The following is a 21376-nucleotide window of genomic DNA, read 5'->3' on the forward strand; positions in this document are numbered from 1 at the left end:
CCGCGGCTCCCCCCACCTCGGGCCCACCCCCGGCGTTCCCCCGGGCGGGGGTGGGGTAGGGCCCTTCTTGCGGACCCGGCCCGGGCACCGCCCCGGCCCCGCTTCCGCATGAGGTGTGGGACTTGTTGCGCCCCTGCCCGCGCAGCGTCCTCGCGGTGACCGCGAGTCCGGCGAGGACGGCCGCCACGAGGGCGCCGAGGACGGCGGCGGTGAGGGCGCCGGTGCGGACCGGCGGAGGTGCCGGCACCATGCGGCCCACCGGTTCCTCGGGAGCGCGTCCTCGGTCCTCGCCGCACCCTGGTGTACACGTCCGCGGACGGCCAAGGCGCTTGGCCTGGCAGCGATGTGCGTCCGGACATGTAAGAGCCTCACCAGCGTTTCCGCTGGTCGACGGGCATGTGCGCCCCCGGCAGGACTCGAACCTGCGGCCAAGCGCTTAGAAGGCGCCTGCTCTATCCACTGAGCTACGGGGGCCAGGTGTGGTGGCCTCTGCCACGGTGCCCGGGTGGGCTGATCCGCGGCATCGCCGGGGACAAGGATAGGGCTCCCGGCTCCTTGTCCCGGTTGCTTCCCCTCCGTGACTCGATGTGGAGGTTCAGTGAAGCGGTCCCGATAATCGCAGGCAGGTGCGAATCGTGCATCGCTTTTGGCGTCCTGCGCATCGGGTGTTGTGCACTCGTTATGCCTGGGCTGTGCCGACGTCCCACTCTCCCCTTCCGTCCCCTATGTTCCGTCGGCGCGCAGACATGCTCATATGCTTCAGAATTCCCCTAAAATTGGGCATTCTTCGCATGTGGTGACCTTGGACGTACGGCCTCAGCTGCTCGACGCACTCTCCGCCCTGCGCGACCGTGTCGCGGCCGCACGCTTCCCGCTGCCCCTGCCCGGGGCCCCACGCGCGCGTGCCAACCGCGACGATCTGCTCGCGCAGCTCGACGACTATCTGGTGCCCCGGCTCAGAGAGCCCGAGGCGCCCCTGCTGGCCGTCATCGGCGGGTCCACCGGGGCGGGCAAGTCCACGCTGGTGAACTCGCTCGTGGGACGCCGGGTCAGCGAGGCGGGCGTCCTGCGCCCGACGACGCGGACGCCGGTCCTGGTCTGCCATCCGGAGGACCACCACTGGTTCAGCGGCATGCGGATCCTGCCCGACCTCACGCGCGTGTGGGTGCCTCACCAGGACCCCGGCGACGACCTGCTGATGCCCGGGGAGAACCCCGCGCGCGTGCTGCGCATCGAGACCGCCGACACCCTGCCGCCCGGCCTCGCCCTCCTCGACGCGCCCGACATCGACTCGCTGGTCGCCGAGAACCGCTTCCTGGCCGCCGAGCTTCTGTGCGCCGCCGACATCTGGGTGATGGTCACCACGGCCGCCCGGTACGCCGACGCCGTCCCCTGGCATCTGCTGCGCACCGCCAAGGAGTACGACGCCACCCTGGTCACGGTGCTCGACCGGGTGCCGCACCAGGTGGTGGCCGAGGTCTCGCGGCAGTACGCCGCGCTGCTCACCAAGGCCGGACTCGGCGACGTACCCCGGTTCACCGTGCCCGAGCTGCCCGAGTCGGCCTGGGGCGGCGGGCTGCTGCCGGCCACCGCGGTGGCGCCGCTGCGGACGTGGCTCGTCCACCGGGCGCAGGACCCCGCGGCCCGGCAGGACGCCATGGCCCGTACGGCGTACGGGCTCCTCGACTCCCTCGCGTCCCGGATGCCGGAGCTGGCCGGTGCCGCCGCCGCGCAGTACGCCGCCGCCCTGCGGCTCACCGCCGCCGTCGACGGGGCGTACGACAGCGAGCACGCGCGCGTGCGGGGCCGGCTGCAGGCCGGGGCCGTGCTCGCCGGGGACGCGCTGAAGCGGTGGCGGGCGTTCCCGCTCGACTGCTCCGCGGGCGAGCTCCTGGACGCCCTGGCCGAGAGCCTGGCCGCGCTGCTGCTGTGCGCCGTCACCGCCGCCGACGAGCGTGTCGACGAGGCCTGGCGGCGCGAACCGGCGGCGGGCGCGCCGGAGCTCGCCGACCGCGGCACCACGCCGGACGGTGTCGAACACCGCATCGGCCTGGCCGTACGGCGGTGGCGGCGGGAGCTGGAGGAGTACGCCGAGGAGGAGGTGCGCGAGCTCGACCGGAGCGTCGCCCCCGATCCCGAGGTCGTCGCCGCCCTGGTCGCCACGGCGCTGCTGGGCGGGCGCCGGGCGCGGTCCGCGGGGGAGGGGCTCGCCGAGCGGATCGGGGCGCACGGCGCGCTGCGGCTGCGCGACCGGGGCGGGCGGCTGCTGACCGAGTACGTGGACCGGGTCGTGCACCGGGAGCGCGAGCGCCGGCTCGCCCCGCTCGACGCCCTCGACATCCATCCCGAGCCCCAGGCCGAACTCATCGCCGCGCTGTCCGTACTGCAGAAGGAGAGGTGACCGGTGACCGCCGTCACTGACCAGGACCCCGCCGAGCACACCGACCACACGAAGGGCACGGCCCGCGGGGACGATCGTCGCGCGGGCCGGTCCCCCGGGGAGCACGGCGAGGAGGACGGGCACCCCAGGGAGGCGGCCTCCGCGGGAGGCGCCGCGGCCCGGGGCGGGCGCCGCCGGGAACGGGAGGAGGACGGTCACGCGCGCGGGCAGGGCGGCGGCCTCTTCCGCCGTACCGACCGCGGGAGCCGCACGGACCGCACCGACCGCACGGACCGCACCGACCGCACGGACCGCTCCGACCGTGCCGACCGTGCCGACCGCACCGACCGTGCCGACCGCGCGGGGCGGGGCCGGCCGCGCGGCGCCCCGGCCGAGGGCGCGGACCCCGCGGACGCCTGGGACGACGGGCTGATCGCGCGGCGGGTGAACGAGGCCGACGGCGCGGAGCAGCCGCCCGTCGTGTCCCGGCCGGCGCCCGGCGGGTCGGCCGTGACGCCACTGGCGTACGACGGGCCGCTCCGGTCGCGCCTGGACGCGCTGCGCGAGCTGGTGGGACTCTCCCGCACCCGGCTCGACGGCCGGACCCTCGCCGAGGCGGGCCGGGTCCTCGACGAGGCGGCCGCGCGGCGCAGACTGTCGGGGCAGCACACCGTCGTCGCCATCGCCGGCGCGACGGGCAGCGGCAAGTCGCAGCTGTTCAACGCGCTCGCCGGCGTGACCATCTCGGAGACCGGCGTGCGCCGGCCCACCACCGCGGCGCCCATCGCGTGCAGCTGGAGCGACGGCGCGGCCAGCCTGCTGGACCGGCTCGGCATCCCGGGCCGGCTGCGGCGCCGCCCCCTGCAGTACCCGGACGTGGACTCGCAGCTGCGCGGGCTGGTCCTGGTCGACCTGCCCGACCACGACTCGGCGGCCGTGCAGCACCGCGAGCAGGTGGACCGCATCCTGGCGCTCGTCGACGCCGTCATCTGGGTCGTCGATCCCGAGAAGTACGCCGACGCCCTCCTCCACGAGCGCTATCTGCGGCCCATGGCGGGCTACGCGGAGGTCATGTTCGTCGTCCTCAACCAGATCGACCGGCTGCCCGGTGAGGCCGCCGACCAGGTCCTGGACGACCTGCGGCGGCTGCTGGACGAGGACGGCGTCGCCCTCGGGGAGTACGGCGAACCGGGCGCGAACGTGCTCGCGCTGTCCGCGCTCACCGGGGACGGCGTCGGCGAACTGCGGGAGGCCCTCGGCCAGTTCGTCTCGGAGCGCGGCGCCCCGGCCCGCCGCATCTCGGCCGACGTGGACACCGCCGCCTGGCAGTTGCGTCCGGTGTACGTCACCGGGCAGCGCGCCGGGCTCAGCGAGGAGGCGCGCGAGGAGTTCGCGGACCGGCTCGCGGACGCGGTCGGCGCCACCGCGGCGGGCGAGGCGGCCGAACGCGCCTGGCTGCGCAACGCGAGCCGCGCGTGCGGCACGCCGTGGCTGCGGCTGTGGCGCTGGTACCTGGACCGGCGCGAACCGCCGACCGGGCGGCTCCCGCTGCGCGCCCAGGCGGACGAGGAGGCCACGGCCCGCCAGCGTGTCGAGCAGGCGGTCCGCACGGTCGCCGACCGGGCGTCGGCCGGGCTGCCGGTGCCGTGGGCGCAGGCGGTGCGCGAGGCGGCCGTCCGCGGCGCGCAGGGACTGCCCGAGGCCCTGGACGAACTGGCCGCGAAGGCGGGGCTGCCGCCGGGCCGGCCGCCGCGGCCGGGGTGGTGGCCGGTGGCCGTGTTCGCCCAGGCGTGCATGACGCTCGTGCAGGTCGTGGGCGGTCTGTGGCTGCTGGGCCAGATCATCGGGGTCATGTCGCCGAACCTGGGTGTGCCGGTGCTGCTGATGCTGTCCGGCATCGTCGGCGGTCCCGTCATCGAGTGGGGTTGCCGCATGGCGGCCAGAGGACCGGCGCGGCGCTACGGCCAGGACGCGGAACGGCGGCTGAGAGAGGCGGCGGCCGGCTGCGGCCGGGCCCGCGTGCTGGACGCGGTGGCGGCGGAGCTGCTGCGGTACCGGGAGGTGCGGGAGCAGTACGGGCGGGTCACGGGGGCGGGGGTGCGGTAAGCCCGGGGCCCGGGGCCGGAAGCGGAGGGGACCGTCAGGGCCCGGAGCTGGGGGCGGCAAGGACCGTCAGGGCTTGGAGCCGGAAGCGGCAGGAGCCGTCAGAGTCGGGAGCGGCGGGGAGCGTCAAGGCCAGGGGCCGGATGTCACCCGTCCGGGTGGCCGGGTTCTCCACAGGCGGCCGGCCGTCCACAGCGCCCGGCGGCTCCGGCCCGGCGGAGGCAGTCTGGCCGTGCGGCGATCGCGGCGCCCGGGGACCCGCCCCGGGACGGACGCGGTCGCCACGGCAGGCGGCGGCACGCGGCGCCCGCGCGCGGCCGTCGTCACCGGCGGCGGCGTACGGCGGCGGCGCGGCCGTCGGTGCCGAGGCAGCCGTACGGGAGGGGCCCGTACGCGCATCCGCCCGGCGTCGGTGTCCGGGCGGAGGGAGGGGTGCACGATGAACGAGACGATGGTCTGCGCGGTGGGCAACGTGGCGACGCAGCCGGTGTACCGGGAACTGGCGAGCGGCCCGTCGGCGCGGTTCCGGCTGGCGGTCACCTCACGCTACTGGGACCGGGAGAAGAACGCCTGGGCGGACGGCCACACCAACTTCTTCACGGTGTGGGCCAACCGGCAGCTCGCCACGAACGCGGCGGCGTCGCTGGCGGTGGGCGACCCCGTGATGGTGCAGGGCCGGCTGAAGGTGCGCACGGACGTGCGCGAGGGGCAGAGCTGGACCTCGGCGGACATCGACGCGGTGGCGATCGGCCACGACCTCGCACGGGGGACGTCGGCCTTCCGTCGCGCCAACAAGCCCGACGCAGCCGTCACTTCACCACAGACGGAGCCCAACTGGGAGACACCGGTGGCGGATACGGCCGACGCGTCCGCCCCGCAGGACGCGCAGCCGGCCTCCGTGACGTGACGCCCGCGATACCCGGGCCGCCCCGGCACCGTGTCCGAACCGCGGCTTATCGATGAATACGCACGGGGTGCCCCCGAGTTGATTTGTCGATAAGCCCTGTTCAGAGCCGCCTGGGCGATAACGATTCCGAGTCGGATCGGTGATCGGACGGCATCACCGGGAGGCACGGGGTGCCGCTTCCTTAGGATGCCGAACATGCCCTCCGGGGCTGCTGATTCTGCTGGTGGGACCGTTCCCCCCACATCAACGGGTCCTGCTCGAAGGGGATTTGGTGTTTTCTGCGTACTCCGCGCTGTCCGTGCCCGGGCGAGGGGCGGCCCGCCTCGCCGCCGCGACCATGGTGTCGGGACTCGCCGCCGCAGGCGTCCTGGCCGGTGCCGGCCCGGCCGCCGCCGACGGGACGGCACAGGGCCGGGACGGGGCGACCGCCACCGTGAACGGCCTGAAGACCTACGGCACCGCGGTGCTGGACGGCGCCATGGGCGAACAGGAGGTGCCGGCCGGCCTGTTCGAGATGTCCGTCGACGGCGGCGGCACGCTGCAGACGTACTGCGTCGACATCCAGACCCCCACGCAGAAGGACGCCAAGTACCACGAGACCCCCTGGAGCGGGACCTCGCTGGGCACCAACCCGCACGCGGGCCGCATCCGCTGGATCCTGCACAACTCCTACCCGCAGGTCAACGACCTCGCGGCGCTCGCGAAGAAGGCGGGGGTGCGCGGCGGGCTCACCGAGCAGGACGCGGCGGCCGGCACCCAGGTGGCCATCTGGCGCTACTCCGACGGCGCGGAGGTCCGGGCCGCCGACCCGCAGGCCGAACGGCTCGCCGACTACCTGGAGAAGAAGGCCCGCGCCCTGGCGGAACCGGCGGCCTCCCTCACCCTCGACCCGCCCGCCGTCGCCGGCCGTCCCGGCGAGCGGATCGGACCCGTGACCGTGCACACCAACGCCGACGGCGCGACGGTGACCCCGCCGGCGGACGCCGCCACGAGCGGCGTGCGGATCGTCGGAAAGGACGGCAGGGCCGTCACCTCCGTCACCGACGGCAGCCAGGTCTTCTTCGACGTACCGGAGGACGCCCCGCCCGGCACGGCCGAGCTGACCGTGCAGGCGTCGACCACCGTGCCCGTCGGACGCGCCTTCGCCTCCGAGAGCCGCAGCCAGACCCAGATCCTGGCCGGCTCCAGCGAGTCGGCGGTCTCGGCGTCGGCGACTGCCACCTGGGGGGCGCGGGGCCCGGTGCCGGCCCTGTCCGCGGTGGAGGACTGCGCCGAGGGCAGCCTCGACATCACCGCCGTCAACAAGGGCGACGAGGCGTTCACCTTCGAGCTGCTGGGGACCGAGTACAGCATCGCGGCCGGCGAGACCCGGACGGTGGCGGTCCCGCTCCAGGAGGGCCAGTCCTACGACTTCACGATCAGCGGCCCGGACGGCTTCGGGAAGCGGTTCGCCGGCGTCCTCGACTGCCGGACCCAGACCGGTGAGTCCGAGGACGGCCAGAGCACCCAGATCCTCGGCGAACCGGCCCCCGCCACGGCCGGCGGCACCAGTGCGGACACCAACCTCGCCGAGACCGGCGGCTCCGGCGTCACCCCGCTGATCGGCGGCATCGCCCTCGGCCTGGTGGTCGTCGGCGGCACGACGCTGCTGGTCCTGCGGAGGAAGGACGCCGGGCCGCGGGGGTGAGACGGAGCGCGGCTGAACGCCACGGCTTCCCGGCCGGCAGGAGCACGGGCGGGAAGCCGCACACGGAGGGGGTTCCCTCGGGTTCCACCAGCACGGGACCACTTCCGCAGGCCGGGACCACGGACCGGCACGGGGCTGCCCATCAGCGAAAGCAAGTCGGAGCCGACGCCCCTCCTGCTTTCCCCATAGGAGTGGCGGCCGGGTGCAGCGCGGTCCGCGGCGGGGGTACGGGAGCCGGAAGTACCCGGCTGCACGGTTGGCGGATGCGGGGGCGGCCCGCAGATGTTCTTCGGTGTACTGGGCAGGGCCCGTCGTCATCGCTCCGATCGGGATACGAGCCGGGGGCGGATCAAAGGAGGGTCGGCTGGCCATGGGTCGCGGTCCTCTGAGAGCTGGTGCATCCCGGCCGCAATGAGCCGGGCCACGGCGAGAGGGGCACACAGGATGCCGGCCGACGACATCGGCACCGACCAGTACGGGGCCGTACCGGTGGTCGGCTCGACAGCGTCCAGCCGGGGCACACCGAGGTAGGTCCCCCGACCGAGGCACTCCACGCCGGCGCCACGCCAGTCGTCTGCCGCCTGTGCCCAGGTGCGCGGCATGCGCGCGGGCACAAGGGCGTAGTAGCGGGGGCCGTGCGGGTCACAGATGACCGGACCTCCATCCAGCACCTCGTCCAAAACGGCGTCGATGTCCTCGGGTCCGGTGCTGTCGGCAACCATGTGGACCAGGCGGCCGGGAAGACGGACGGCGGAGAACAGCGTGCCCAACGGCAGCAGGGTGACGCGATGCTCGGCCCACTCCCCGCGGCCCTGGCGGGGCATGGGATGGGCGGACAGCAGCCAGTGCTCGGCCGCCAGGCGCCGGTCTGCGGCGGTGTGTACATGGGCGCCCTGACCCGTGCGGACGGGGCGCAGCGCGGGGCTGGAGCCGGTCATCGGCGGCCTCCTGGACCCACCGACCGAGCTGTACCGTGTGTCATGTCGATGCTCCTTCGCAGCGTTGGCCACACCCCGGGGCCGGTCGCGCGGCCGCCGGGGCCCGTCGTGTTCCTGCACCGATCGTCGCCCTCTCCACGTAGCCGCGGTATGACCTGCGGGTGTTACCGAGGCGGTAATACACTCGTTCCTGGTTCGGCGCCGCGCGGCGCAGCGCATACGATCCCTCCGGAAGCTGGCCCCATGGATGCCACGACCCCCGGCCCGCTCGCTCTTGAAGTCCTCAACCGGGACGATCTGAAACGTGCCCTGGCAGAGCACGACTTCGCCGAAGCCTTCTCACTCATCAAGAAGTGGGGCGGCCTCTCCCAGAACCGCATCGCGGCGGCCTGCCGACTCACACCCGGCAAGGTGTCCAGGATCATCAGCGGGCGACAGCAGGTGACCAGTTTCGAGGTGATCTGCCGCATCGCGGACGGGCTGTGCATCCCGGGGAGCATGGTCGGAGTGGCCGACCGACCCTGGGAGAAGAGGCCCGACCACCCAGCCCCACCGGCGTCTATGACAGCACGGCCCACCGACGAGGAGCTCTGGCACTCCACGGTGACCGTGCATATGGCCGCAGAGCTGACCAGGAGTGACCTTGTGATGGATCGCCGCGCCGCCTCCCGTGCCCTGGCCGGTGCCGCTCTGACAGGTGCCGCACTGCTCGACTCCCTCGAAGGCTGGTTGCAGCCCGCGTCGGCGAGCGAGTCAGGCCGACGCCAAGGCCGCATCGGACTGCGGGAAGTCCAGGAGCTGGAAGCCACCGCCCAGGCTTTCCGGGCCTGGGATCACCGTTTCGGCGGCGGCCTGCGCCGGAAGGCCGTCGTCGGTCAGCTCAACGAGGTCGCGGGCCACCTCGAGGAGCATCAGGACCCGGAGGTCGAGCGGGGTCTGTTCCGGGTCATGGCCTACCTCAGCGGCACCGCAGCGACCATGGCCTGGGACTCGGGTCTGCAACAGCAGGCGCAGAGCTACTACCTGCTCGCGTTGCGCGCCGCCCATGCCGGCCGCGATACAGGTTTCGGCGCGAACGTGCTGGCGGGTATGGCACGGCAGATGCTGTACCAGGACCGGCCGCAAGACGCCTTGGAGCTGGTGCGCTTGGCACAGAAAGGCGTGAGCAAAGCGGTCGCCGGGGCACGTGTGCGAGCCCTGCTCCATACACGCGAGGCATGGGCGTATGCCGCCATGGGCCGCGCTGCCGCCTTCCAGCGGACCACCACCGAGGCTCAGGAAGCGCTCGCCGAAGCGGGGGGAGACGAGCCGTACTGGATCGCCTACTTCGACGACGCGGAACTCGCCGGTGTCACCGGGGGCCGTCTGCTGGACCTGGCCCGCACGGACCCGCGACAGGCGGAGGCCGCCGCGGACGCGATCCGCGATGCACTGGCCAGGCGAGGCCCGGAGGCGGGGCGCAGCCACGCCCTAGACTTGATCGGACTGGCGGAGTGCCACTTCCTGATGGGAGATACGACCGGCGCGGTGGAGCAGACTCACCGCGCGGTCGACGCCGCTGCCCATACCCGGTCCAACCGAGTCCGCGCGCAGCTCGGGCAGTTGTACCCGTACACCGTGGGGCGGTCGGCGTCGCGTAGCGTCGGCGAAGCGCGGGCAAGGATCCGCGATGCCCTGTCGACGTGAGGAGTGCCATGACCACGATCGCCGTGACCGGACACATGGACTTGGCCTACAGCAGCGTCCCCCTGGTCGGCGAAGCCCTGCGCGAGACGCTGAAGCCCTACGCCCCCGAACTGACCGGTGTCTCGTGCATCGCCAGGGGCGCCGACACTCTCTTCGCCGAGGCGGTCCTGGACCTGGGAGGCAGCCTGGTTGTGGTCCTCCCTTCCAAGGACTACCGGCAGGCCAAGGTGAAACCGGACCACGCCGAGACCTTCGACCGGCTCATCGAGGCCGCCGCCGAAGTGATCGTGCTGGACCACGAGACGGCGAACCGCGCAGCGTACGAGGACGCCAACCGCACCCTTCTGAGCCGGGCCGACCGACTCGTTGCCGTATGGGACGGAGCACCGCCGAGCGGCAAGGGCGGCGGCACGGCGGACACGGTGCTTGAAGCACGCGGGACCGGTCTCCCTGTCGACGTCATCTGGCCTGAAGGAGCAGCACGGCACGGTTGATCACCGGACGATCCGGATGCTGCGGGTACGACGGGGAGAAGGCCCCGCCACCTGCCGAAGCAAGGGCGGGAGCACTACCGATCACGTTGATCGGCGGCGCTGCGGGTCGAGTGCCGTGGCCTGCGATACGGCGCCGGACTGGTCCGGCGCCGAAGCTCCGTCCCGCCGACGACACACGAGGGCACCGAGACCATCGTCCAAGAGCTGAAGGCTGTAGCTGCCGGGGCATGCTGCCCCGGCCGGTCCCTGCTCGCCGCGCTGCTCTCTGCTTCCCCCGTCGTCCTTGCGAGCCGGTCACATCCTGAGGCTCCGCAGGGTCCTGTACGAGGTACGAGGGGCGCATCGAAACGCGGCGAGCCCTGCTGTGCGCCGAACCCCTACACGTGAGCTCGGGTTCAGACCATGCCCGACAGAGTGAGTGACAATTTTCTTTGCTGGTTCAAGCCCCGGCTGCGCTCCGCTCCGCCGGGCGCGCTCCCGGCGCCGCTCCGGGCGCCGCTCCTGCCTTCGGCCCGCTCCGCCCGCGCTGCGCCGACGCGCGCCCACGGGTGGATAGGGCCGGAAGCCATGAGTCGATCACCGCACAGAACGGGCGCGGTCAAAGACGATGCCTCCGGCGGGGGATCGGCCGGCACCGGGACGGAGGGGGCGCCGTCGCCGGCCGCGGGCACGTTGGGGCGTGCGTGGGGTGCTTCCATCCCGACCACCATCGACCCAGGCAGAGCCGAGCAGACGCGGCCCAGGGCGTCCAGGTCGTTCGTGCAGTGGCGCGCTCCACCTGGACGCCCTGAACCACGCCCGCTCCACAGATGTGTGGGTCGACGGTGGACGGGATGGGAGCAGGGAGGGTGGGTTGGAAAGCAGCGGCGCTTACCTCACGTCCAACCTTGTGAGCGTCTCCTTTCCGTCGGCGGCTTAGGTGCGGAGGGAAGTATCTCAATCACCCTGGCCTTTACTTTCACTCCACTCACCACCACCCGCTTCCAGGAAAGTCGAAACTCTCGGCCTTCTTGCGGGTACTGCAGATCTGTCAATCTTTGCAACAAATCACGCACGGAAGAAGCTGGCAATAGTTGTTCAATTAGCCTGAGGCAGGTGACCGGAGGGCCGTCCAGCGATTCACGTGCATCCAAGTAGCGGGCAGTGCCAACCATCCAGGTCCACTCAATGTCGGAGAATGGCGGCCACCCTTGCGGAAGTTTAACAATCGCACTGTCTGAGATTTCTCTCTGAAGTCGTTTAATCTGCTCTTTACCCTTGTCTATTGCGGACTCTTGTTTCCAGGCGTCCGCTAGGACTCGTGCATCAATCGGCCACTTCGCTTCGACTATCAGACCGCTCTTACGGTCGCTATCGAGGGCTACAATATCCAAGTCCCCGATTTTTCGCCGATTTGAGGCCAAAACCTTAACCTCTGTCGCGACTTCAACTCCTGGTATCTCGGCAAGACGCGAAGCCCACTTGTTAGACAAGCGCCCAAGAGATCCGCCAAGTTTTCCGGACGTGTTGGGATTGGATGCGGCTGCACGAAGAAGCATCCGCTCCTCAAGGCCATCCGAAATCAAGGCGAAAGGCATCAGCAGCTGGCCATCCCACGGGATAATGGGGGCAGAGAAGGGAGTTTTCCCCCTAGGTCCCCGATAGGTGAGCAATTCGATGAACTTCTCCACGGCGGTACTCTTCGGGTTGTACTTCTTCAGCCATCGAATCATCGTTTCTGGCCGCATTGCAATATATGCCGTATCCAGGTTCGGCTCGCCCCTGAACAGGGAGAGCTGAAGGAGCGACATCCCTTTGAGCGTACCCATCAGCGGAATGGCCTCCCCGAGAGTCAACCCACCTAGGTCAGCGTCAAGCGCTATTTCCCACGGCTTATTTGCAAGATAGTTCTTCATGTGCTGGATGTAGAGGCCGCCGACCCATACAGGAACATTCTGATGAACGTTTTTCCGCCCTTGCTGGGTCCGGAAGAAGGCGTGCGCAGGCTCCAGGCTTGGCCCGACTGTATTTTTGTCCACATTCCCGGTGTCGATCTCCTCAAGGAGAACATCCAGGACCTCTACGGATGGATTGGTGATTGGTTCAATAACTATTCCCTTTCTTTGCTTTTCGATCCGGACGCGACCCGCCCTGCCGCCCTCCAGTCCAATTTGGATGACTCCCCAGTTTTGCGCCAACTCGAACGCCTCGTCAATTTCCTGCAAATTGGGCTCTCCGGTGGCTGAAGGGTCGCAGTACAGGAAGCTCCATTCGACGAGACGGGCGGTTATATTAGCCCAGTCTCGCGCTGCGCCTCCAGGTCCTCTTGCTTCCCATTCTTGAGAACCGGGAGAACCTTTGCGGACTTCTCGAACGTACCGAGCAGAAACCGAAAGCAGCAACGCATGTAGCGCCGTCTTCCCTGATTTCCAAATGGAGAGTTCGGCGGGCGCGCGCCTGGCTATATCCTGCAGTCTTTCGTATCCATTCATCGATTCACTCCCTCTAGTTTGAGAACCAGAACTAACGGAACCTTCGGCGCGTTCTGCACTACCGCTCAATGCCTCAAACTCGCCGCATGACGTTTCTCATCTCCTCTATCAATGCTGATCGGGCTTGGTGGCATGCTCGCCAGGCATCGACATACTCATGGGAGTTCGCGTCATGTTCAGCAACCACAACGTCATGAAAATCCAGCACTTTAAGGGTGGCACGACCGGCCTTGTCGACGAGTGCTCGTTGCGCCACTAGTTCCAGTCTCTGCTGTGCTGCGTAGACTCCGTGCTCACCGAGCGCGACATGCCCTTTGCCGACAAGTCCAGGGGAAGCCTCTGCCCGGGAGAATGCATCCATGGCTGTCGAGAGAGCCGTGAGGTACTCGGTGCAGGCGGTGAGCAGCGTGTCCCGCTCACGCTCCGAACGGTCGTGCCGCCAGCGGACATGATCGGCAATGAGCGTGGCAAGTACACCAAGTATCGTGCCTACAGCTGTCGCCACGAGCGTCGACCACTGCATGGGCCTCCCTTGCTGGTGCGATCGGCTCCCAGCAGAAGTACAGCAGCGAAGTACCGCAACCACAGCAGTCTTTAAGAGACTTGTCCTGTCTTCGAAGGGCTCTGGTGCGGCCGGTAAGACCGTTGGCGAACGATCTGAATAGAGCTACGGATCAGAAGCCGGCGTGCCACCGCTGTGCCAGATCGTGCGGGGAAGCTCGGGGAACAGCAGGAGTCGCTCGCCGGCCAGGTCGACTCCCTGACCGCCACACCGCAGGTCAGCTCAGCAGCCACCCCGGAGTGACCCAAGCTTCCCAAGCTGAGGGCTCGGGTGCGGTTGACTCCGGCTCGTCCCCACGGCCCGGCCGGCGCGGCTGCTCCCGTCGGCGGCACCGCACCGTGGCCGAGGCCGGTGGGGGTGCAGCGAGACATACGCGCGCCTGGTCGGTCGGCGCGTCCGCCGTCGTGGCTGGCTGTCGGTGGCTGAGGTTCATACGGCGTGTTCGATGGCGCCGCTGTCAGCCGATGACCGGTTCCTGGTGATCGACTCTGGGCCGTCCCTGGGCCGTGCAAGGCCGCCCGAAGCCGACCGACGGCGACCGACAGTGACAGACGAGCCGCAGTGCGCACCGGCGAAACCCCAGGTCAGCGCCCCCGGAGGTGACGGGTTTCCCCGCAGGGGTGGCGGTCAGGCAAGATGGGGTGTATCTGCCCACTGCCAGATCTCAAGTTGCCGGACGGTTTCTCTTGGCTGAGTTCATTTACACCATGCGCAAGGCGCGCAAAGCGCACGGCGACAAGGTGATCCTCGACGACGTCACCCTGAACTTCCTGCCGGGGGCGAAGATCGGTGTCGTCGGCCCGAACGGGGCCGGTAAGTCGACCGTCCTCAAGATCATGGCGGGGCTGGAGCAGCCGTCCAACGGCGACGCCTTCCTCACGCCCGGTTACACCGTCGGCATCCTGCTGCAGGAGCCGCCGCTGAGCGAGGACAAGACCGTCCTGGAGAACGTCCAGGAGGGTGTCGCCGAGATCAAGGGCAAGCTCGACCGGTTCAACGAGATCGCCGAGCTGATGGCCACCGACTACTCCGACGCGCTGCTGGAGGAGATGGGCAAGCTCCAGGAGGAGCTGGACCACGCCGAGGCGTGGGACCTGGACGCCCAGCTGGAGCAGGCCATGGATGCCCTGGGCTGCCCGCCCGGCGACTGGCCCGTCACCAACCTCTCCGGTGGTGAGCGCCGCCGCGTCGCGCTGTGCAAGCTGCTGCTGGAGCAGCCCGACCTGCTGCTGCTCGACGAGCCCACCAACCACCTCGACGCCGAGTCGGTGAACTGGCTGGAGCAGCACCTGGCCAAGTACCCGGGCACCGTCGTCGCCGTCACCCACGACCGGTACTTCCTGGACAACGTCGCCGGGTGGATCTGCGAGGTCGACCGCGGCCGCCTGCACGGCTACGAGGGCAACTACTCCAAGTACCTGGAGACCAAGGCCGCCCGCCTCAAGGTCGAGGGCCAGAAGGACGCCAAGCGCCAGAAGCGCCTCAAGGAAGAGCTGGAGTGGGTCCGCTCCAACGCCAAGGGGCGGCAGGCCAAGTCCAAGGCGCGTCTGGCCCGCTACGAGGAGATGGCCGCCGAGGCCGACAAGATGCGGAAGCTGGACTTCGAGGAGATCCAGATTCCGCCGGGCCCGCGTCTGGGCAACGTCGTCGTCGAGGTGAACAACCTCGGCAAGGCCTTCGGCGAGAAGGTCCTCATCGACGACCTCTCCTTCACGCTGCCGCGCAACGGCATCGTCGGTGTCATCGGCCCGAATGGCGCCGGCAAGACCACCCTGTTCAAGATGATCCAGGGCCTGGAGCAGCCCGACTCCGGTTCGATCAAGGTCGGCGACACCGTCAAGATCTCCTACGTCGACCAGAGCCGCGAGAACATCGACCCGAAGAAGACGCTGTGGGAGGTCGTCTCCGACGGGCTCGACTACATCAACGTCGGCCAGGTCGAGATGCCGTCCCGGGCCTACGTGTCGGCGTTCGGCTTCAAGGGCCCGGACCAGCAGAAGCCGGCCGGGGTGCTCTCCGGCGGTGAGCGCAACCGCCTCAACCTGGCGCTCACCCTCAAGCAGGGCGGCAACCTGCTGCTCCTCGACGAGCCGACCAACGATCTCGACGTCGAGACGCTCTCCAGCCTGGAGAACGCGCTCCTGGAGTTCCCCGGCTGCGCCGTGGTCGTCTCCCACGACCGGTGGTTCCTCGACCGCGTCGCCACGCACATCCTCGCCTACGAGGGCGAGTCCAAGTGGTTCTGGTTCGAGGGCAACTTCGAGTCGTACGAGAAGAACAAGATCGAGCGGCTCGGACCGGACGCCGCGCGTCCGCACCGCGCCACCTACAAGAAGCTGACCCGGGGCTGATCTTGCGGCACCTCTACCGCTGCCCGCTGCGCTGGGCGGACATGGACGCGTACGGTCACGTCAACAACGTGGTCTTCCTGCGCTACCTGGAAGAAGCCCGTATCGACTTCCTGTTCCGCCCGGACAAGGAGTTCCGGCAGGGGTCGGTGGTGGCGCGCCACGAGATCGACTACAAGCGGCAGCTCGTGCACCGGCACGCCCCGGTCGACATCGAGCTGTGGGTCACGGAGATACGGGCCGCGTCCTTCACCCTCGCCTACGAGGTGAAGGACGGCGACCAGGTCTACGTCCGGGCCTCCACGGTGATCGTGCCGTTCGACTTCGAGGCGCAGCGGCCCCGCCGGATCACCGCGGAGGAACGGGAGTTCCTCCGGGAGTACATGGACGACGCCGAGGAGGAGGCCGTCGCCGCATGACGGTGCTCCACCTGGCCGACGAGGGGGAGGCGGCGGATCTCGCGGCCTTCCTCTCCCGGCTGCTCCACTACGACCGGTCCGCCGCCGTCCGGCTCCAGGCGGCCGGCACGGCACTGGCCGTCTTCGGGCGGCCACCGTCCTTCGAGGTGCTGGCGATCCGCGCGGTGCGGCTGGCCAAGCCGTACGAGAACGGGCTCGACGTCACCCTCGACGCGACCGTCTCCGCCGGTGAGCTGCTGGAGTCGGTGGACGAGGCCGGTGCCACGGCCACCGTCCCCGGCGCGGTGACCGGCCCGCCGTGGGCGGGCGTGCTGCCGCCGCGCGGCGGCTGGCGGCCCGAGCCGGGGCTGCCCGCCCCGGACGCGCTGCGCCGGCTCGTCGCCGCCGGTGTCGCCGAGTTCCGCGGCCGTACGCAGGAGCTGGCGCCCGAGCGGCGTACGCGGGCCGAGTTCGACCGGATCGGGCGGGAGATCTGGTCCCGCACGGTCGGGGAGACCGGGCTGCCGGTGCGGGCCGTGCACGCGGCGCAGTCCCTGGGCTTCCTGCGGCCCGCGGGGAAGACGGAAGGGGAGGGCCTCGGACTGTTCTCCTCCGGGGCGTGGCTGCGGCTGCGCACGCCCTACGGGTCCGTCGCCGTACGGCGGTCGGGCCTCGGCGGGCTGGGTCTCAGCGTGCGCTGAGCGGCGGCCCGGTACGGGCCACCGGCCACCACATCATCGGTACCGGGTCCCCCGGCGGGCCGCTGCCGGCTGCCGGGGGACCCGGCGCGCACCGCCGGGCGGCGCCTCGGTCCGGGCCGTCAGCCGGGCGTGTTCACCATCGACGCCGCGGCGTACGTCAGGTAGCTCCACAGCGTCCGCTCGTGCTCCTCGGACAGGCCGAGCTCGTCGACGGCGACCCGCATGTGCTTCAGCCAGGCGTCGTGCGCCGCCCGGTCGACGGCGAAGGGGGCGTGGCGCATGCGCAGCCGGGGGTGGCCGCGGTTCTCGCTGTAGGTCGTCGGACCGCCCCAGTACTGGATCAGGAACAGCGCCAGGCGCTCCTCGGCCGGGCCCAGGTCCTCCTCGGGGTACATCGGCCGCAGGATCGGGTCCTCGGCGACTCCCTGGTAGAAGCGGTGGACGAGCCGGCGGAAGGTCTCCTCCCCGCCGACCTGTTCGTAGAAGGTCTGCTCCTGAAGCGTGCCGCGCCGAATCTCATTCACGCCGTCCATGGTCTCAGACACGGCGGCCTAGGACTCAAGACCCAGGACCCGGCCCAGGACGCCCCATCGGGGAGAGCCCTACTGTGGAGACATGGGCGACCGGGACAGGGGGCGGGACCGGGACAGGGGCCGGGACACGGATCCGGCCGGTCTCGCCGCCTCCGTGCGGGCGGAGCTGGTGCGCGAGATCGAGCGCAGCGGCGCCTGGGCCGGTGACCCGGTGTGGCGGGAGGCGTTCGAGGCCGTCCCGCGCCACCTCTTCGTGCCGTACTACTACGTCGCCGTCGCGGGCGGCTACGAACGCCGCTGGGGCGAGCACCCCGACCCCGCCGCGTGCGAGCGCTGGCTGCGCGGCGCCTACGAGGACACCCCGCTCGCCACCCGGCTGCGCGACGGCGAGCTGCTCTCCTCCAGCAGCCAGCCGTCGCTGATGGCCCTGATGCTGGCCGAGCTGAAGGTACGGGACGGCGACAGGGTCCTGGAGATCGGCACCGGCACCGGCTACAACGCGGCCCTGCTCGCCCACCGGCTCGGCGACGGCGGCCTGGTCACCACCGTCGACCTGGACCCGGAGATCACCGAGTCCGCCCGCCGGCACCTGGACGCCGCCGGGTACCACCCGGTCGTCGTCACCGGCGACGGCGCGCGCGGCGTACCGGAGCGCGCCCCCTTCGACCGGATCATCGCGACCTGCGCGCTCCCGTCCGTCCCGCGCGCCTGGCTCGCCCAGTGCCGCCCGGGCGGCCGGATCCTCACCCCGCTCGCCACCGGCCTGGTCGCGCTCACCGTGCACGACGGCGCCCACGCCGAGGGACGCTTCCTGGACACGCCCGCCTACTTCGTGCCCCTGCGCGGCGGCCCGCCCGTGCCGGACCCGTACGAGCCGGGCGATCTGGGCGACGTACCCCGCAGGGCCCGGCAGGACGACCTGTTCCGGTTCCTGCTGGCGCTGACCCGCGGCGGGCTCGCCCCGCGAGCGGCGTACGTGCTGTGGGAGCGCGCGGGCGCGCCCCGCCGCGAGCGGTACGGCGTCACCGTCCGCGGCGAGCGCGCCCGGGCGTGGCTGGACGATCCGCGGGGGCCGTACACCTGGCCCCTGCCCTGACCCGGCCCAGAGCCCCTTCTGCTCGGGGCTCGGGGCTCTCAGCCGCGCCGGATGGTGATCGTCGTCCAGGCGCCGACGTGCACCCGGTCGCCGTCCTGGAGCGGCACCGGCACGAAGGGCTGGATGGGCTCCTCCGCGCCGTTGACCGTGGTGCCGTTGGTCGAGTTCTGGTCGACGATCGCCCAGCTGCCGTCCGGCTGCTGCACCAGCACCGCGTGCTGGTGCGAGACGCCCGGGTCCTCCGGCGGCACCGACAGGTCGATGTCGGGGGTGTCACCGGTGGAGTGGCGGCGGCGGCCGATGGTGACCTGGTTGCCGGTGAGCGTGCGCCGCTGCTCGGGCGAGTACGCGGGCAGGTTCAGGCCGGCGGCCTCGGGGCCGGAGCGCTGCATCATCGCCATGAAGTACTCGCGGTCCGGGCCGATGGTCGCCGTCCAGGTCGCCGGCTGCTGCGGTTGCTGCGGCGGCTGGGGCTGCTGCGACTGTTGCGGCTGCTGGGGGAAGCCGGGGCCGGGCGGTGGGGGCGGGGTCTGGCCGGCGCCGGGCTGGGGATAGCCGTAGCCGCCGCCCTGGCCGGAGCCGGGACCGCCGGAAGGGCCGCCGCCGGGACCGGCGGGACCACCAGGGCCGCCCTGGCCGGGGCCCGACGGCGGGGAGATCACCCAGTCGTCGCCACCGCCGCCGAAGGGCGAGCCGCCCGGCTGGGGCCGGCCGGTCTCCTGCGGGAACGCGGGCGGGGCGGGGGGACCCGCCGGACCGGGCTGCGCGGACGAGCCGGGCTGTCCGGGCTGACCGGGCTGTGTGTGCGGACCGGGCTGTCCGTGCGGGCCGGGCTGCCCAGGCTGACCGGGCTGTCCGGGCCGGCCCGGCTGCTGGAATGCCTGCGGGGCGCCTCCGGCCGTGCCCGGGCCGGACGGGCCCGGCTGCCGGAACGCCTGCGGGGCGCCTCCACTCGTGCCCTGGCCGGGCGGCGGGGGCGGGGTGGAGCCGGGCGGCGGCGGAACCGGCCGCGCGGGGTCGGCGCCGAAACCGGAGGGGCCGCCCGGAGCGGCACCGGGGCCGTTCGGTCCGGGCGGGGAGGGCGGGCCGGCCGGGCCCGGGCCGCCGGGGCCCGACGGTCCGTTGCCGAAGGGCGGGCCCGGCGGGATCGGCTCGGCCGGCCGGTTCACCTGCGACGGGCGGGAGCCCTGGTACTCGTACGCGTCACCGCCGAACGACGGGCCGGGCGGCTGCGGGAAGCGCGGACCCGGGCCGGGCGCCGGCGGGCGCGGCGCGGCCGGGGTGTACGAGGTCGCGGTGTTCGTCAGGAAGTTCCACCGGCATGCCTCGCAGAACGGCGCGCCGCCCTCGCGCGGCGTACGGCACTGCGGGCACAGCTCCGGCTCGGGACCCGGCGCGGCGCCCACGGGGCCTCGCGCCCCCGGCTGCCCGCCGGGGCCGTTCGGGCCGCCGGGCGGGGGGAAACCGTAGCCGCCGCCGGCCGGGGGCGGCGGGGGCGGCGGCGGAGGCACGGCACCGGCCATGCGGTGACCGCAGACCTCGCACCAGTCGTCGGAACCCGACTGGTGTCCGTTCGGGCAGGTCGGCATGTCGGCGCTTCCCTTTCTCAGACCACTGCTTCTCGGAGCACTGCTTCTCAGGTCACTTCTTCACGCGAACGGTCTTCGTGGACCGGGTCTCGAGTGTCATCTCGTCGGCCTCCGTGACCTTCGCCTTCAGTCGCACAGTACCGGTCGCGGCATCGACCACGTCCACCACCTTCGAAAGCAGTTTCGCAGTATCCGCGTTCCCGGAGGCGCCGGCCAACTGGACGGCCCGGCCCAGTTTGGCCGTCGCCCCGTCGATGTCTCCCGCTTTGCGCAGTTCGAGCCCCTGCTGGATGGCCTGGGCCAGCTCGGCCTGCCCGGTGTAGTGGGCGACCTGCGGGTTGATCGACGTCGAGGCGGCCACGTCGTCGGTCCACACGGCGCGTACGAGACCCTGGGCGTCCAGGTTCCGGGCGCTTCCGTCGGGCCGGGGGACCACCAGTGAGACCCGGGCGGCCAGCATCTCCTGGCCGACGTGCGCGGGCGGCACCTCCACCCGGACGTGGTAGTCGCGGGACTCGTCGCCCCAGGAGCCGGTGGGGTAGTCCCCCAGGCGCGGGCCCGCCCCGGTGCGGCGGCCGGTCAGGTCCTCGACGGTCGGGGCGACCTGCTTGACGAACGTCACAGTGGTGCCGACCGGGGTCCACAGGCGCAGGGAGACGTCGGCGACCTCCTTGCCCATGGCCTTCTCCATCATCCGGGTGAAGTCGGCGGCGAGGTGGGCCGGGTCGGCGACGATGTCGGCGGTGCCGAGCAGGGCGGAGGCGATCCCTGTGACCTCTTTCACTTCCCAGTCGGTGCCCACGCCGCGGGCGTCGCAGGTGAACCGTCCGGCGCAGGCGTCCAGCGCCGCCTTCAGGTCCGTCGGCGACTCGTGCTCGTTGCGCCCGTCGGTGAGCAGGATGCCGTGCCGGATCGTGACGTCCGCCGACGCCAGCAGGCGGCCGGCGAGCCGCAGCCAGGTCCCGATGGCGGTGCCGCCGCCCGCGCTCAGCCGGCGCAGCGCCTGCTTGGCCTGCTCGCGGGTGGTGGCGCCGGCGACCGCCAGCCGGCCGCCGCCCGGGTAGACCTCCTTGGCCACGTGGGTGCCGCCGATCACCGCGAAGTGCACGCCGTCGCGCAGGGTGTCGATCGCGGCGGCCGTCGCGTCGCGGGCGTTGCGCATCTTGGCGGGCGGGTAGTCCATCGACCCCGAGCAGTCGACCATCAGCGCCACGGCCGCGGACGGGCCCTGCCCGGGCGCGTACAGGTGCGGCGCGGTGACCGCGCCCCCGACCGTGCCGCCCCCGGTCGCGGTCACCGTGACGATGGCGTCGACCTCACGGCCGCCCTCCGGCAGGTACTCGTTCTGGTAGACGTCCACCGAGAACTGCGGCACGTTCGACTTCGAGAAATTGGCCATGCCTGCGTGCATCCCCCTTCGCGTCCCCCGGCGGCCCCACGGCCGCGTGGCCGGGCCGGGGCCGGGCCGGGGACGGACCGCCCC

The 21376-nt window shown here is 71.5% G+C and carries 17 protein-coding genes, 1 tRNA gene and 1 pseudogene; 11 read left to right on the forward strand and 8 right to left on the reverse strand.

All coding sequences use genetic code 11. The annotated features are described in order from the left end of the window. Nucleotides 1–250 (reverse strand): annotated as a pseudogene (locus ABZ340_RS33855) (hypothetical protein); the annotation flags it as partial. A 151-nt stretch (nucleotides 251–401) separates the two neighbouring features. Beyond that, nucleotides 402–474 (reverse strand) — tRNA-Arg (locus ABZ340_RS33860). Nucleotides 475–793: 319 nt separating this feature from the next. Here ABZ340_RS33860 and ABZ340_RS33865 point away from each other — a divergent pair. The 4 genes from ABZ340_RS33865 to ABZ340_RS33880 all read left to right on the forward strand — a co-directional run bounded on the left by ABZ340_RS33865 (nucleotide 794) and on the right by ABZ340_RS33880 (nucleotide 7077). Then, entirely contained in the window at nucleotides 794–2401 is a 1608-nt protein-coding gene (locus ABZ340_RS33865; RefSeq protein WP_358785716.1) for a dynamin family protein, read from the forward strand. A gap of 3 nt (nucleotides 2402–2404) precedes the next feature. Continuing rightward, the gene (locus ABZ340_RS33870; protein ID WP_358785717.1) at nucleotides 2405–4486 is read left to right on the forward strand and encodes a YfjP family GTPase; all 2082 of its coding nucleotides are present in this window, start codon (nucleotides 2405–2407) and stop codon (nucleotides 4484–4486) included. Nucleotides 4487–4922: 436 nt separating this feature from the next. After that, complete coding sequence (locus tag ABZ340_RS33875) at nucleotides 4923–5390, forward strand: single-stranded DNA-binding protein (protein ID WP_358785718.1); 468 nt, start codon at nucleotides 4923–4925, stop codon at nucleotides 5388–5390. Between the two features lie 271 nt (nucleotides 5391–5661). Further along, nucleotides 5662–7077 (forward strand): Cys-Gln thioester bond-forming surface protein, encoded by a 1416-nt coding sequence (locus tag ABZ340_RS33880; RefSeq protein WP_358785719.1) that lies wholly within the window; start codon nucleotides 5662–5664, stop codon nucleotides 7075–7077. A 314-nt stretch (nucleotides 7078–7391) separates the two neighbouring features. On the opposite strand, the gene ABZ340_RS33885 is transcribed toward ABZ340_RS33880, so the two are convergent. Further along, nucleotides 7392–8015 (reverse strand): hypothetical protein, encoded by a 624-nt coding sequence (locus tag ABZ340_RS33885; RefSeq protein WP_358785720.1) that lies wholly within the window; start codon nucleotides 8013–8015, stop codon nucleotides 7392–7394. A gap of 243 nt (nucleotides 8016–8258) precedes the next feature. Here ABZ340_RS33885 and ABZ340_RS33890 point away from each other — a divergent pair, with 243 nt between their 5' ends. Continuing rightward, complete coding sequence (locus ABZ340_RS33890; protein ID WP_358785721.1) at nucleotides 8259–9701, forward strand: helix-turn-helix transcriptional regulator; 1443 nt, start codon at nucleotides 8259–8261, stop codon at nucleotides 9699–9701. Between the two features lie 8 nt (nucleotides 9702–9709). Continuing rightward, nucleotides 9710–10195 carry a hypothetical protein gene (locus ABZ340_RS33895; RefSeq protein ID WP_358785722.1) on the forward strand — a complete coding sequence of 162 codons (486 nt, stop codon included), beginning with the start codon at nucleotides 9710–9712 and terminating at the stop codon, nucleotides 10193–10195. A gap of 875 nt (nucleotides 10196–11070) precedes the next feature. Here ABZ340_RS33895 and ABZ340_RS33900 read toward each other — a convergent pair. Then, a complete protein-coding gene (locus ABZ340_RS33900; protein WP_358785723.1) occupies nucleotides 11071–12090 on the reverse strand; it encodes a hypothetical protein in 1020 nt (339 codons plus the stop codon). Between ABZ340_RS33900 and ABZ340_RS33905 the strand changes: the two genes are divergently transcribed. Beyond that, nucleotides 12091–12420 carry a hypothetical protein gene (locus ABZ340_RS33905; RefSeq protein ID WP_358785724.1) on the forward strand — a complete coding sequence of 110 codons (330 nt, stop codon included), beginning with the start codon at nucleotides 12091–12093 and terminating at the stop codon, nucleotides 12418–12420. It abuts the gene before it with no gap. Between the two features lie 319 nt (nucleotides 12421–12739). Here the strand turns inward: ABZ340_RS33905 and ABZ340_RS33910 are convergent, their stop codons facing one another. Further along, the gene (locus ABZ340_RS33910) at nucleotides 12740–13189 is read right to left on the reverse strand and encodes a hypothetical protein (RefSeq protein ID WP_358785725.1); all 450 of its coding nucleotides are present in this window, start codon (nucleotides 13187–13189) and stop codon (nucleotides 12740–12742) included. Between the two features lie 725 nt (nucleotides 13190–13914). On the opposite strand from ABZ340_RS33910, the gene ettA reads away from it, so the two are divergent. Genes ettA through ABZ340_RS33925 form a run of 3 tightly spaced genes read left to right on the forward strand, consistent with a single transcriptional unit; the run spans nucleotide 13915 to nucleotide 16675 of the window. Further along, complete coding sequence (gene ettA / locus ABZ340_RS33915) at nucleotides 13915–15579, forward strand: energy-dependent translational throttle protein EttA (RefSeq protein ID WP_358785726.1); 1665 nt, start codon at nucleotides 13915–13917, stop codon at nucleotides 15577–15579. A 2-nt stretch (nucleotides 15580–15581) separates the two neighbouring features. Continuing rightward, on the forward strand, nucleotides 15582–15995 hold the full coding sequence (locus tag ABZ340_RS33920; protein ID WP_358785727.1) for a thioesterase family protein: 414 nt from the start codon (nucleotides 15582–15584) through the stop codon (nucleotides 15993–15995). Continuing rightward, nucleotides 15992–16675: a hypothetical protein gene (locus ABZ340_RS33925; protein WP_358785728.1), complete on the forward strand. Its 684-nt coding sequence runs from the start codon at nucleotides 15992–15994 to the stop codon at nucleotides 16673–16675. Before ABZ340_RS33920 ends, ABZ340_RS33925 begins: the two co-directional genes overlap by 4 nt. A 119-nt stretch (nucleotides 16676–16794) precedes the next feature. On the opposite strand, the gene ABZ340_RS33930 is transcribed toward ABZ340_RS33925, so the two are convergent. Continuing rightward, nucleotides 16795–17208: a globin gene (locus ABZ340_RS33930; protein WP_358785729.1), complete on the reverse strand. Its 414-nt coding sequence runs from the start codon at nucleotides 17206–17208 to the stop codon at nucleotides 16795–16797. A gap of 82 nt (nucleotides 17209–17290) precedes the next feature. Between ABZ340_RS33930 and ABZ340_RS33935 the strand changes: the two genes are divergently transcribed. After that, the gene (locus tag ABZ340_RS33935) at nucleotides 17291–18304 is read left to right on the forward strand and encodes a methyltransferase domain-containing protein (protein WP_358785730.1); all 1014 of its coding nucleotides are present in this window, start codon (nucleotides 17291–17293) and stop codon (nucleotides 18302–18304) included. Nucleotides 18305–18342: 38 nt separating this feature from the next. On the opposite strand, the gene ABZ340_RS33940 is transcribed toward ABZ340_RS33935, so the two are convergent. Next, nucleotides 18343–19893: an FHA domain-containing protein gene (locus ABZ340_RS33940; RefSeq protein WP_358785731.1), complete on the reverse strand. Its 1551-nt coding sequence runs from the start codon at nucleotides 19891–19893 to the stop codon at nucleotides 18343–18345. A gap of 52 nt (nucleotides 19894–19945) precedes the next feature. Beyond that, nucleotides 19946–21292, reverse strand: coding sequence for a VWA domain-containing protein (locus tag ABZ340_RS33945; RefSeq protein WP_358785732.1), 1347 nt, complete (start codon nucleotides 21290–21292; stop codon nucleotides 19946–19948). Nucleotides 21293–21376 lie beyond the last annotated feature (84 nt).

The organism is Streptomyces sp. NPDC006134 (genome assembly GCF_040628835.1).
GTDB lineage: Bacteria > Actinomycetota > Actinomycetes > Streptomycetales > Streptomycetaceae > Streptomyces.